Origin of the sequence: Cyanobium sp. N5-Cardenillas (genome assembly GCF_024345515.1) — a bacterium.
Lineage (GTDB): Bacteria > Cyanobacteriota > Cyanobacteriia > PCC-6307 > Cyanobiaceae > Cyanobium.
The window spans coordinates 1-13,389 of the sequence record NZ_JAGQBG010000062.1; the positions used below are offsets into that span (position 1 = coordinate 1).

Consider the following 13,389-nt stretch of genomic DNA (forward strand, 5'->3'; position numbering starts at 1 on the left):
GGCCCCCCAGATCTGGACGGACGGCAGCGACCAGGATCTCCTCGCCTACATCAGCCGGGTGCTGCAGGCCCAGGGCTGGCCGGCGCCGCAGCTGATCGCCGAGCCGACCCGGGCCGAGGGCCCCCAGGGCTGGCTGGGGGGACAGGGAGATCCGTTCTTCGCCGTGGTGGCCGAAAAGCCTGCGCCTTAGGCACCCCATGCCCGACGCCATCCCCACCCCAACCCAGGACGGGCCCCTGCCACCATGGCGCCCACTGCTCCGCGGTGCCCTGGAACGGCAGGGCCGCTCCCCCCAGGCCCGCTGGCTGCAGCTGGCCAGCCTGGCCGCGGATGGCACCCCGCGGGTGCGCACCCTGGTGTTCCGCTGCTGGTCAGGGGCCGTGGCCCTGGATCTGCTCACCGACCGCCGCAGCGCCAAAAGCGGCGAACTGAACGGGAAGGCACCGCTGGAGCTTTGCTGGGTGCTGCCCAAGCCCCGCTGCCAGTTCCGCCTCCGGGGCCATCGGCTCCCGCTCGCTGGCGAGGAGGAACGGCAGGCGCTGGATCGCCACTGGCAGGGCCTGACCCCCACGGGCCGGGCTCTCTGGGGCTGGCCGGCGCCGGGGGAGCCCCTGCAGGCGGACGCTCCGTTCCCCCGGGAACTGGGGGAGGACGCCCCGCGGCCGGAGCACTTCGAGCTGCTGCGGGTGCGGCTGCAACGGGTGGAGCTGCTGGAGCTGGCCGGTCACCCCCACCGGCGCCGTCGCTGGCTCGCCGACAAAGACTGGCAGGAGGAATGGATCAATCCGTGAGGGTTACTGCCGAGGGCAACGGCCACGTTTAACAGATCTTTACATTAGCCTGGGCCAAAGCGAGAGACCCATGCTGGAAGCCCTGTTCCCGATTGTTTATATGGTCAGTTTTGCGGTGATCGCCGGCGGCGCCTTCGCCCTGATGACCCAGAACCTGCGCAGCGCCTCGTCCATGCCCACGCGGCGTGCCTCCCACCCGGAAGCCCCCGCCCCGGGGGAGGAGGTTCTGTACGTGGACCTCAGCCGCGAACGGCTCGAGCAGCTCTACGAACAGGCCAGCTGAGGGAGCTCAACTGGGAAACACAGTGATGCTGGACGTTTCCCGGTAGTTGTCATCGGCCATGCTGTCGACCCGGAAGGAGGTCCAGGTGGCAAAGGGCTCCGGATCACTGGCGGTCACCGGCCATTCGATCCGTCGTCTCTGGTAGGTCAGCCCGACGCAGGTCAAGGCCTGATCGTCAGCCATCAGCGACCAGAGCAGCCGCAGGTCGCTGCGTTCGTAGGGGATGCTGCCCTCCTGTAGGCACGGATCGGCGGGGTACCCGGGGGAGAGCTCAAGCGACCGCTGGTTTTCCCAGCAGAGGTAATCGCCGTTTTCAGTGGGATAGAACCAGCAGGTTTCGTTGTCGGCCTCCCGCAGGGAGAACTGGTCGAGGCAGCGGATGGAGGTGACGGCCAGGCGATCCGCCGGGTGGCCAATGCGTCCCGGAAACTCCGCACCGTTGAGTTCGTAGGCGCCGAGCCAGAGGGAGCGGGGCTCCAGGTGGGGCACCAGGGCATCGCAGATCAGCCGGCGGACTGACCCGGTCTCCGCCGGGGAGTCGAGATCCTCCTGGCACGGATCGGTGCGAAGGGGAACGAACGGATCGGCCCCACTGACATTGGCCTGACCGGAAGCGACCAGCTCATCCAGGCTCCGCTCGGGTGGCGTCGCCGTGCGGAACATGCGCAGGGCAATGCCGCTGCCGACGCCAAGCCGCTGGGCCGCCAGGAGTTCGGCCCAGGCCGCGCCATCGCCGGGCAGGGCGCCTTCCGGGGCCAGAACAAAGACAAGAGCGTGCGCCATGGCGGATCGGGGTGAACGCTGCAGACATCAAAGCCCGGATGGCAGGGCCACCCGGGCTGAATCAGGCGAACCTTCCGGCGAATCAGCCGAGGCCGATCTGGGCAAGGATGCCCTGGCCGGTGAGGATTTCGGTGCCCAGGCCGATCACGAAACCGAGCATGGCGAGACGGCCGTTCCAGGTTTCAGCGAAAGCGACGAAGCCGAAGCGGGAGGTGGAGTCGGTCATGGAAGGAGTTTGTTTGCGAAACTTGAAGGGAGTGTAAACGATCGTGAAGCGTTGTGACTGTCGTCCGCGATGCCATTCACGGCCCAGGGACCGATCCATTCCTCCAACCCTCCAGGCGGCAGCCCAGCTGGATGTCGCCCTGATCGAGCAGGCGACCGAGCCGGAGGGCGGTGGCTTCCTCCAGGCGGGAAAAACGGTCCTGCCCATGGGTGAGCCAGGAGAGTTCGGTGGGGGTGATGATCCCGGTGGCCAGGGATTCCAGATAGAGCTCGCCGACCGTCATGGCTGATGTAACGGAACGTAAAGATTGTGGCGCGCCGTGGCGGCGACCGTGGTGAGGGTCCCAGAGGAACCATGGACGCGGCCAGGACCGTCGATCCTTTACATTTCTTAAGACGTTCTTCGGGGACGGGTTCGCTGACCCGTCCTTTTTTTTGCCCGTGAGCCTGGGCCCAGGGGCAGGATGAAGGCTCAGTCGTCGGGTACACCCATGGAGACGGAAACGTTGCTGCCCCTGGTCGGGGCGGCGGTGCTGACCCTGATGGTCGTGGTAGGCGTGGTGGTGGTGGTGCTTCGGCCCAGCGACCTGCCGAAGCGCTGAGGCGGATTCCTAGCCTGCCTTGATGGCGCTTCAGGTGGTCTGGTTCAAGCGCGATCTGCGCCTCGCCGACCACCGCCCCCTGGTGGAGGCGGCCCGGCGTGGACCGGTGCTGCCCCTTTACGTGGTCGAACCGGATCTGTGGCGGCAACCGGACAGCTCGGCCCGCCAGTGGAGCTTCTGCCGGGAGGCGCTGCAGGAGCTGCAGGAGGCGCTGGCCGGCCTGGGCCAGCCGCTGGTGGTGCGGGTCGGCGATGTGGTGGCGGTGCTGGAGGCCGCCCACCGTCGCCATGGCATCGCCGGGCTCTGGAGCCACCAGGAGACCGGCAACCTCTGGACCTTCGCCCGGGACCGCCGCGTGGCGGCCTGGGCCAGGGATCGGGGGATCCCCTGGCAGGAATGGGCCAGCTTCGGCGTGATCCGGGGCTTGAAGGATCGCCGCGGCTGGGCCCGGGCCTGGGAGCAACGCATGGCCGAACCCCTGCTGGAGGCACCCATCGCCCTGCCCCCCCTGGCGGGAATCGCCCCCCGTGAGCTGCCCAGCGCCGCCGAACTGGGCCTGGCGCCGGACCCCTGCCCGGGGCGGCAGGCTGGAGGCCGCCAGGCCGGCCTGGAGCTGCTGGCCGGCTTCCTGCGTCAGCGGGGGCGGGGCTACCACCACAGGCTCTCCAGTCCCCTGACCGCCTTCGAGGGCTGCTCACGACTCTCGCCCCACTTGGCCTGGGGCACCCTTTCGATGGGGGAGGTGACCCAGGCCGCGCGGGCCCGGCGGGCCGCCCTGGCGACCCTGCCCGCCGAGGCCGCCGCGGGCTGGCCCCGGGCCCTGGATGCCTTCCTGTCGCGCCTGCACTGGCACTGCCACTTCATCCAGAAGCTGGAACGCGAGCCCTCGATCGAAATCCAGGAGCTCCATCCCGCCACCCGGGGACTGCGCCACACCGACCCCGAACGGCTGGCGGCCTGGTGTGCGGGGTGCACCGGCGTGCCGTTCGTGGATGCCTGCATGCGCGCACTGCACCACAGCGGCTGGATCAACTTCCGCATGCGGGCGATGCTGCTGTCGTTCGCCAGCCATCACCTCTGGATCGACTGGCGCGACAGCGGCCTGCACCTGGCGCGCCAGTTCGTGGACTACGAGCCCGGCATCCACTGGAGCCAGTGCCAGATGCAGAGCGGCACCACGGGCATCAACACGATCCGGATCTACAACCCGATCAAGCAGGGCCTCGACCACGACCCGGAGGGGGTGTTTCTGGGGCGCTGGCTGCCGGAACTGGCCGGGGTGCCGGCGATCTGGCGGCACGAGCCGTGGCGGATGGATCCGGCCACCCAGGCGGCCAGCGGCTGCGGCATCGGCTGCGACTACCCCGCCCCGATCGTGGATGTGGCCGCCGCCGCCCGGGAGGCCCGGGAACGGCTCTGGGGCCTTCGGCGCCAGAGCGGCTTCGGCGCCGCCGCCGCCGCGATCCAGGAACGCCACGGCTCCCGGCGGCGGCGGGTTGCCGACGGCCAGCTCTGCCTGGACCTGGGCCTGCACGGGGAGGGAGCTTCACGTTCCGTTACCTGAGGCGACAGAATCTTCATAATTCTCCCGCCGCCATGACCACCACCCTCCTGCTTGAGATCTTCGCGGGCTTCTTCACCGCCTTCATCGCCCTGTGGATGCTGGCGCTCAACCGCCCGACGGCCGTCGCTGCCGTGCCCATCAGCGTCGGAGACAGCGCCCCTGCCCAGGACTCTTCCATCGCCGCGACCGTGCGCCAAGGCCTGATGTCCTATTTCCTGCGGGAAGGGCGCCTGGCCAACACCGGCCTGCTGATCCTGCGCCTGGCGATCGGCGCAATGATGATCCACCACGGCCAGGACAAACTGGCCGATCCGCAGGCGTTCGCCACCAATTACGTGGTACCCCTGCACCTGCCCTTCCCCCTGTTCTTCGCCCACGTGGCGGGTTACTCGGAGATCGTGGGCAGCTGGCTGCTGATCCTCGGCCTGCTGTCGCCCCTGGGGGCCCTGGCCCTCACCGGCACCATGGCCGTGGCCGCCTACCACCACATCCTCACCAGCGGCCTGAACATCTACGTGCTCGAGCTGGTGGTGCTGTATCTGGGCGGCAGCCTCGCCCTGCTCCTGGTCGGTCCGGGCCGCTACTCGTTTGATGCCGGCATCGTCGATGGGCTGTTGGCTGATTCCAACACCTCAGCGACGAACGCCCCGGCTGTCAGCGAGGCGTCGGTGTCTTACGGCATGGCGGCCGAAGCCAGCTGAGCCTTGCGGGCCTTCAGGTCAATTCGCCTGGTCGGTCTTCCCGGCATCTGGTCCCCCAGTGATCCGGGCTTGGCTCCTGGGGGCACCGCCCCAACGCAACTGGATGCCCCCGCCCAGATCCCAGGAGGTGCCACCGCCGTAGAAGCCCGCCCCGCCTCGCACATAGAAGGTGGTGTTGTCGCGGAGGGTGTAGGCCAGGCCGCCATGCAGCCCCAGACCACTGCCCTGGATCACGGAACCGGCGGGCAGGTTGGCGGCCAGGCCGAAACCGTCGGTCACCCGGTTGGAGGGTGCCTGGCCCAGGAAACCGGCCCCGAGCCAGCTCAGGCGCAGGGAGGGTGTGATCAGATTGGGGCCGTCCTGCAGGGTCGCTCGCCAGGTTAGTCCAATGTCGGCCGTGCCCACCGTGCTGCCGGAGGACGGAACATTCCAGAGGCGGTTGGTGGCCAGATCCGGCACGGTGACGCCCCCCAGGGAGAGGCTTGTCAGGGTCAGCAGGGCGCTGGGCTCGAGGATCTGGCTCTCCGACAGCGTGATCCTGCCGCCCAGACGGGTGGCCAGGTTGAAGGCGCTTCCTCCCACCGACGGGGTGCTGCTGCGGATCCCGAAGGCATTGCTGCTGTTGATGGCGACGGGCTGATCCGCCTGCAGTCCATCGCCACCGGCCGCCAGGCCGACGAACCAGCTGGGCTTGGCCAGCTGCAGCAGAAGCCCTCCACCCCCCAGCTGCGTACGGGCGGTAGCGCCGTTGAACTGGCTGCCACCGACGGCAGCAAAGGAGCCTCCATCCGCCGAGAAGCTGCCGAACCGTCCATAGGCGCCGATCACCAGATCGCCGAGGGCGTAATTCAGCAGCAGGCCGGTCTGGGCACCACGGAAGGAGGAGTTGCCTCCCGAGGCCCCCTGGATCAGGGGGCCGCCGAAGCCGTTGCCGAACAGGCGCAGCCGCCAGCCGTCGCGTTCACTGAAGTAGCCACCCGGCTTGAGGCTGAATCGAAACGTCGAATCCGATCCACCCTCCGGAACAGGCACGGCCAGGGACGAGGTGTTGCGCACCTTCTGGGGAAGGATCTCCAGCAGGTCCCGGCTGAAGCTCTGCCAGCCGATGCCGGCGCCAAGCGGTAGCAGCCGAGCATCGACGCGGTAGACATCGACCAGCAGGGGACGGGGCGGGGCGACGGCGGCAGGGGCGGGGTCCGGCGGGGTGACCGGCGGTGTGACTGGGGGTGTGACTGGGGGTGTGACCGGAGGCGTGACTGGTGGTGGCAGACAGAACTCAGCCTCGGTTCCGTCTGGGCACAGGACCGCCTGGGCCTCGCCGGCCCCGAGCATGGCGCCGACCACAACGGGAAGAAGCAGGGCGAACCGAAGGCCTGGCCTCCGCTGGCGAGGGCGAACGGCCGAACCGGCGCTGGTAGGTGCCGATAGCCCTGATGTGCTGAACCAGGTGCTCCCCGAAACGGAGGCAAGACGGGCGGACATCCCTGGATGGTTGACAGTTTCCACCGCCGATGAAGGGGCCAACGAGGCTGGATGCAAGGGCGATTCAGCAGACGGCTCAGGACAGCAACCAGACAGCATTCAGAACAGATAAGAAATTGAGACTTTATAGGGAGGCTGAGACGTAAAGACAGGACAGACCTGGATTACTTAGGGGATTTTTGCCTTTCTTTAATGGTTCTCCAAGATTGCTGGCCCCAATCGGCTGGCTTTTGATGGGATCTCAGCGGGTTGAGTCGCGCGCTGTCCACGACCTGCGAAAGGGCTATTAGGTAAGATCGATCCATCTTCATGAAGCGCACTTAATCTTCATGACATCTTCGGAATCACTGTGCTGATGGCCCGCATGGAACAACGGGAGGACCTGCAGGGGTCAGAGTCGTTCTCTGAACTTCAACATCTTTACCTTCAGAAAGGTATTGATCAACCCCTGACCCGCAGTGTTGAGGGGCTGTGGGACTCCGCTGTTTCCTGGGTGAATGAGCAACTCGACAGTCTGTCCTTTCGGAGTGATTATGAAAGCCTGCTGAGCGAGGCCTTCGGTTTCGCTGGGACTGACCCCGAGCGGTTCAGAGAACGCGTCATCGCCCTCAGTCAACGGCTGCGGGGGCCTGGCCTTCGCCTGGTGATCGAGCTGCGCGGCGGCACGGAACTCGCAGGAGCCCAGGGCGCCTACATCGCCCTTGACCCACAAGGGCGTGAGCGGATTGCCATCAATGCCAACTGGCTGTCTCTGGCCGCCACCAGCGAAACCCTTCGCCGTGTCCTTCTGGAGGAAGTGGGCCATGCCATCAACCACTGGCTGAACGGCCCGCTTGACTCCCAAGGGGATGAAGGCGCCTTGTTCGCCGCTCTTGTCAGCGGCACTCCCCTGAGCTCGGAGCAGCGCAGGACGATCGCCGCAGACGACGATCGCCGCCAGCTGCTGATCAACGGTCAGCCGGTGGCAGCGGAGCTCTCCAGCGCGCCGCTGTTGAGCGACAGCTTTGTCGGCACCCGCACCACCGCCGAAGACACGCCCCTGGCCATCACCGGCTTGAGCGTGGCCGACAGCGACAACGGTGCGCCGGGGCCGATCACCCTGCGGCTGCGGATCACCACCACGGGAGGCACGGCCACCCTGGCCAGCGCCGCCCTGATCACCAGCGGCATCAATGCAACGATCGCCAGCCTCCTGTTCACGCCGGCCCCCAACGCCAACAGCGTCAACACGCCGGAGGCGCCCAGCCTCACCCTGACCGCCACGGATCTCACCAACGGCGATGGCCCCATCAGCCTCTCCACCGGGCCGATCCAGGTCACCCCGGTCAACGATGCCCCCACCCTGGTCACCAGCCCCCTGGTGGTGGCGGAAGGGAGCACCGCCAACTTCACATTGGCGAACTTCACCCTCTCGGATGTGGACAACCTGCCCGAGCAGGTGATCTACAGGATCACCTCCCTGCCGGGCAAAGGAACCATCAGGCTCAATGGCAATCCCCTGGTGGTGGGCTCCACCTTCTCCAGCAGCTTCGTCGGCAGCTTCACCTACACCCACGACGGCTCCCAGGTGCTGCCCGGGGTGATCGCCGGCAGTGACAGCGATGCCGTCACGGTCTCCGTTGACGATGGTGCCGGCGGGCGGATCGCTTCGGCGACGGTGCCGATCAGCCTCACCCCCATCAACCAGGCGCCGGCCGTGAGTGGCTCGGTGTCCGTGTTCGAGGGCCAGCAAGGGGTACCGGTCACGCTGACCATCGCCGATGCAGATCAGACCCCAGGGGTGGCCCATTCGGTCGTCATCACCTCCCTGCCCCTGCGAGGCACGCTCCGCTACAACGGCATCCCGATCACGGCGCCGTTCACCCTTCCCTCGCTGGTGGGGCTGACCTACGACCACGACGGCAACGACCTCAACGGCGGCTTTCCGCCCGACGAGAGCTTCACGGTGCGGGTGAGCGACGACGGCGGCGGCCAGGGCGCCAGTGGTGCCCTCAGCACCAACGCCGTCGTCACCCTGGCGGTGCAGCGGGTCAACGACGACCCCACCCTCACCACCAACACCCCCATCGTCACCCCCACCGGCAGCACGGTCATCACCAGTGCCGCCCTCAGGGTCAGCGACGCCGATTCCCCCACCCCCAACCTCACCTACACCCTCAGCTCACCACCGGATCCGGCCCGGGGGGAACTGCAGGTGTTCCAGGGTGGCGCCTGGGTCGGCCTGCGCAGCGGCGCCAGCTTCAGCCAGGCGGACATCGATGCCGGCCGACTGCGGTTCAACTTCATCAACGGCACCCCATCCGGCACCACGGCGGGTTTCACATTCACGGTGAAAGACGGCGCCATCAGCCTGTTGCCCGCTGGCTTCAGCCAGACCCGCGACGGCGGCATCCACACCAACAGCACGCCCCAGCCCCTTCCGGGGGATCCGCTGACGCCGATCAGCTTCAGCCTCACCTACCTCAATCCCCTGGGCACCCCCAGCAGCGGCGGCGGCAACGCTCCCACCTCCCTGCCGCCGAACGCCGCCCCCACTCTGGCCACCAACAACCTGCTCCGCAGCAGCGAAGGCGCCACGGTGACCATCCGGGCCACGGATCTGGCGATCAGCGACAGCGACAGCAACCCGGCCGAGCAGGTCTACCGGCTCACCGCAGCGCCAGCGGGAGGCAGCCTGCGGCTCAACGGTGTGGTCCTCAACAACCTGGACGTCTTCACCCAGGACGACATCAACAACGGGCGGCTCACCTTCGTGCACGACGGAGGGGAAGTCTTCGACGCCGGCTTCGGCTTCACCATCAGCGACGGCCGCGCCGTGGTCGGCAACGGGGCCGGTGATTTCCGCTTCGCGATCCGGGTCACCCCGATCAACGATGCCCCCAGCGCCAGCGTCAGTGGCAGCACAGCCCTGCTGGTGGAAGGAGGCAGCTTCACCTTCAACAGTCCAAGCCCCGGTCCGCTTCTGGGGCCGGCGGAGCGTCGCGACATCCGCATCGCCGACGTCGACGGCTCAGGGCAGCAGGTGTTTGCCGGCGCTCCTGTCAACCCCAATCCCGGTGCCGATCCCCTCTGGGATCCCGGCAGCTTCTCCCTACCGGACAGCGCTGACCAGCTCCGGCTGCGGATCGACACCCTGCCGAGCGATGGCGTCCTGGAGTTCGACGTCACCGGCGCTGGCGCCTGGACCGTGATCGGCGATGGCAGCGGCGGCAGCCTCAACCGCACCACCCTGCGCATCAGCCAGAGCCAGCTGTCGGCGGGCCGCCTGCGCTATCGCCACAACGGCAACGACGGGCCCGGGGAGCTTGCCGACAGCTTCGTCTTCACCCCCTTTGACCGTTTGGACGCCCCCGGTGCCCCGGTAACGGTGCCCCTGACGATCGCGCCCCTGAATGATCCTCCGGTCGCCAGCCAGAACGCGCCCCTCAGCCTGGTGGAAGGCTCCCGGGCCGTGATCAAGGGCAGCAACGGCAGCGCCGGCAACGAGCCGAGTCTGGTGTACAGCGATTCCGACAACAGTCCTCTGCAGCGGCAGTTCCGGATCACTTCACTCCCCAGCAACGGTCGGCTGTTCCTCAACGGCCGTGCCCTCGGCCTGGACAGCGTGTTCACCCAGGCCGATCTCGATAACAACCTGATCACCTACCTGCACGACGGGACCGAGACCAGCAGCGACGCCTTCAGCTTCACGGTCAGCGACGGCGGTGGCGACAACCCGATCAGCGGCGCCACCAACAACGTTCCGGGCACCTATGCCATCGCGATCACGCTGGCCAACGACCTGCCCACCCTCAGCGCACCGGTGGCCCTTGATGTGTTCGGCAGCGGCACCACTCCGGTGGCCGTGGCCACCGCCGGGCTACTGCAGGCCAGCGACAGGGATCTGGACACGATCGTGGCCGGAGAAACCGATCTGCTGCGGATCGAGGCCCAGCTGCTCGATGGGGCCAATGCGGTGGTGCCCTCCGGGCTGATTTCCTTCACCTCGGCCAATCCCAGCTCAGCGGGGGCGTTCCTGAGCGGCAAGGGCAGCAACAGCCTGGTGGTGCAGGGCACCCGCAGCGAAATCAATGCGGTGCTCGCCAGCCTCACGCTGGCCTTCGGCGCCGATCTCGACGCCAGCACCCTCAAGCTGCGCGTGAGCGTCAACGACCGCCTCTACGACGCCACCGGGGTGCTCAGTGGCGGGGCCAACGGCGGTCCTGAGAACCAGGACGATGCGGCCGGCAATCCGGTGGCCATCGGCGCCGCCAACAACCGCATCAGCCGCGACATCGCGCTGACGGCCTCCAACCTCAACGATCTGCCCGCGATCAGCAACGCCACGCTGTTCAGCGTCAACGAGGACGCCAGCGTCACCCTGGGCGGCTTCGTGCTGGCCGACGCCGACAGCTTCGGCCGCAACGTGACCGTGCAGGTGCAGCTGTTCCGCGATGCCGCCCGCACGGTCCTGGCCAATGCCGGCACCGAAGGGCGTCTGCTGCTGGGGGCCACCGCCGGCCTGAGTGCCAGCAGCGGCGACGGCACCAACACGATCAGCCTCAGCGGCCCCCTGACGGCGGTGCAGACCGCCCTCAACCTGCTGCGCTTCCAGGGGGCCCCCGACTTCAACGGCGCCGGCAGTGGCCTGGGCAACCTCTACCTGCGCACCAGCCTCACCGATTTCGGCCACGCCAATGTCCCGACCGGCAACAGGGTGTCCGTCGACAACGGCGTGCGCATCACCCCGGTCAACGATGCGCCGGTGCTGGCGGTTCCCGCCAACACCGTGCTAGCCAGCGGCACCTTCCTCAACATCAGCGGCGGCTTCGCCGTCCAGGACACGAAGGACGCCAGCCAGGGAGCCACCGATGACATCCGGGTGACGCTGAGCGCCACCGATGCCGGTAGCCCCTACGGCGCCCTGCTGATCCAGAACGCCAACGGCGCCAGCCTCACCACCAACGGCACGGCCAGCGTGCAGGTGCGGGGCACCCGGGCCCAGGTGCAGGCGGCCCTGAACACCCTCCGCTACACCCCGGCCAATCCCAACGTGGATCGGGTGGTGACGATCACCGCCACCGCCTTCGATCTTGATAACGGGGCCGAAACCGTGGGTGTGGCCGGGAACAACACCGCCACCGGCGCGTTCACCATCAACGTGTCCTCCACCAACGAGGCACCGGTGCTGACCGTGCCGGCGACCCGCAGCGTGGTTGAGGACAGCAGCGCCAACAGCTTCACCGGCGCCAATCGGATCAGCTTCTCCGACGCCGACGACTTCGGCGCCCTCGAGCGGCTCACCGTGGCTGTCAACCGCGGCAGCATCAACCTGGTCAGCCGCACGGGGCTGACCGTGACCGGGGGCAACTACGGCACCGGTTCGGTGACGGTGACCGGCACCAAGGCCAACCTCAACGCGGCCCTGGCCTCACTCACCTACACACCCAGGGCCAACTTCCACGGCGGCGCCACCTTGACGGTGACCGTCAACGACCTGGGCAGTACCGGCAGCGGCGGCGCCCGGCAGGACGTGAAGACCGTGGCCCTGACGGTGACCCCGCTCAACGATCGGCCCGTCGCCACCACCAATGTCGTCCTGCCCTCAGTCAGCGAGGACCTCGCGGCCACCGACATCGCCGGCACCACCCTCAGCTCCCTGGCCTTCGGCTATTCCGACGCCACCGACAACCAGACCGCCAGAGGGGGCGGCAACACCGCCACCCCCTTCTCCTTCCTCGCCGTCGTCGGCTCCACCAGCTACACCCCTGCCCAGGGCGTCTGGCAGATCTCCACGTCCGCTTCCCCCAACCCCGCCGCCCCTGGCGACTGGATCACCATCCCCAGCTCCGGCCTCTCCACCGGCGCCGCCCTGGTCTTCAACGCCGCCAGCCGGGTCCGCTTCCTGCCCGCTGCCAACTTCCATGGCACCCCCGGCCGCCTCCTGGTGCGTCTCGCCGATGCCAGCACCGCCCTGGCCACCAGCAGCACGCCCAGTACCACCTACAACCTCGCCACCGCCGGCGGCACCACCGCCACCGGTGCCTGGAGTGCTGTCAATCGCTCCATCGCCACGAGCGTCACCAACGTCAACGACCGGCCCACCGCCACCGCCGCCACCCTCGCCGCCACCAGCGAGGACAACCCCAACCCGCCCGGAGCACGCATCTCCAGCCTCGGTTTCGGCTTCAGGGATACGGCCGACGACCAGCGCGCCGTCAGCGGCGGCGCCAATGCCGCCTCCGCCTTCGGCGGCATCGCCATCACCGGCAATGCCGCCACACCTGCCGAGGGCGTCTGGCAGTACAACCTCAACGCCGGCGGCGGCTGGGTCACCATCGCTTCCCCCAGCGACAGCGCCGCCCTGCTGCTGCCCACCTCCGCCTCGCTCCGCTTCCTCCCCAGCAGCCCCAACTTCAACGGCACCCCGGGCGGCCTCACCCTCCGCGTCGCCGACACGCCCGTGAGCTTCAGCGCCGCCACCAACCTCACCCCCCTGCTCGGCCCCACCGACCGCTACTCCGACCCCACCTCCCTCACCACCAGCGTCATCGCCGTCAACGACGTGCCCGCGTTCAGCAAGGGAGCGGATCAGACCCTGCTGGAGGACGCCGGCGCCCAGAGCGTGGACGGCTGGGCGACGGGCCTGAGCCGCGGCGGCGGGGCCGATGAAGCCGGCCAGGCCCTCAGCTTTCTGGTCAGCAACAACAACAGCGCCCTGTTCAGCGTCCAGCCCAGCATCGACGCCAGTGGGCGTCTCACCTACACCCCGGCGGCCAATGCCAGCGGCACCGCCACCGTCTCCGTGCGCATTCGCGACAGCGGCGGCACCGCCAATGGCGGCGTCGACACCAGCGCCATCCAGACGTTCCTGATCACGGTGGCACCGGTCAACGACGACTTCAGCGACGCCAGCGAAACCCGCTCCATCGCCGAGGACAGCGGAACCAGCACAGGCACCCTCCTGGCTGGCACCACC

At 68.2% G+C, this 13,389-nt stretch carries 9 protein-coding genes and 1 pseudogene; 6 read left to right on the top strand and 4 right to left on the bottom strand.

Annotated features, from left to right (window positions below; translation table 11 throughout):
* From KBZ04_RS06880 to KBZ04_RS06890, 3 genes and pseudogenes are all read left to right on the top strand, one after another.
* Positions 1-190, top strand: a pseudogene (locus KBZ04_RS06880) (SAM-dependent methyltransferase); the annotation flags it as partial.
* 7 nt (positions 191-197) lie between these two features.
* Positions 198-791 carry a pyridoxamine 5'-phosphate oxidase gene (locus tag KBZ04_RS06885; protein WP_254991206.1) on the top strand — a complete coding sequence of 198 codons (594 nt, stop codon included), beginning with the start codon at positions 198-200 and terminating at the stop codon, positions 789-791.
* Positions 792-861: 70 nt separating this feature from the next.
* Positions 862-1,074 (top strand): DUF2973 domain-containing protein, encoded by a 213-nt coding sequence (locus KBZ04_RS06890; RefSeq protein ID WP_254991207.1) that lies wholly within the window; start codon positions 862-864, stop codon positions 1,072-1,074.
* A 6-nt stretch (positions 1,075-1,080) separates the two neighbouring features.
* On the opposite strand, the gene KBZ04_RS06895 is transcribed toward KBZ04_RS06890, so the two are convergent.
* The 3 genes from KBZ04_RS06895 to KBZ04_RS06905 form a co-directional block, all read right to left on the bottom strand.
* Entirely contained in the window at positions 1,081-1,857 is a 777-nt protein-coding gene (locus KBZ04_RS06895) for a hypothetical protein (protein ID WP_254991208.1), read from the bottom strand.
* An 82-nt stretch (positions 1,858-1,939) separates the two neighbouring features.
* Positions 1,940-2,083, bottom strand: coding sequence for a chlorophyll a/b-binding protein (locus tag KBZ04_RS06900; RefSeq protein ID WP_254957045.1), 144 nt, complete (start codon positions 2,081-2,083; stop codon positions 1,940-1,942).
* A 76-nt stretch (positions 2,084-2,159) separates the two neighbouring features.
* Positions 2,160-2,366 (bottom strand): hypothetical protein, encoded by a 207-nt coding sequence (locus KBZ04_RS06905; protein ID WP_254991209.1) that lies wholly within the window; start codon positions 2,364-2,366, stop codon positions 2,160-2,162.
* A gap of 340 nt (positions 2,367-2,706) precedes the next feature.
* On the opposite strand from KBZ04_RS06905, the gene KBZ04_RS06910 reads away from it, so the two are divergent.
* Positions 2,707-4,248 (top strand): FAD-binding domain-containing protein, encoded by a 1,542-nt coding sequence (locus KBZ04_RS06910; RefSeq protein ID WP_254991210.1) that lies wholly within the window; start codon positions 2,707-2,709, stop codon positions 4,246-4,248.
* A 32-nt stretch (positions 4,249-4,280) separates the two neighbouring features.
* Positions 4,281-4,949, top strand: a complete 669-nt coding sequence (locus KBZ04_RS06915) for a DoxX family protein (RefSeq protein ID WP_254991211.1) — start codon at positions 4,281-4,283, stop codon at positions 4,947-4,949.
* Positions 4,950-4,967: 18 nt separating this feature from the next.
* Here the strand turns inward: KBZ04_RS06915 and KBZ04_RS06920 are convergent, their stop codons facing one another.
* Positions 4,968-6,281, bottom strand: coding sequence for a hypothetical protein (locus KBZ04_RS06920; RefSeq protein ID WP_254991212.1), 1,314 nt, complete (start codon positions 6,279-6,281; stop codon positions 4,968-4,970).
* A 643-nt stretch (positions 6,282-6,924) separates the two neighbouring features.
* Here KBZ04_RS06920 and KBZ04_RS06925 point away from each other — a divergent pair.
* Positions 6,925-13,389 (top strand): cadherin-like domain-containing protein (locus KBZ04_RS06925; protein WP_254991213.1); only part of this gene is annotated, 6,465 nt, incomplete at its 3' end.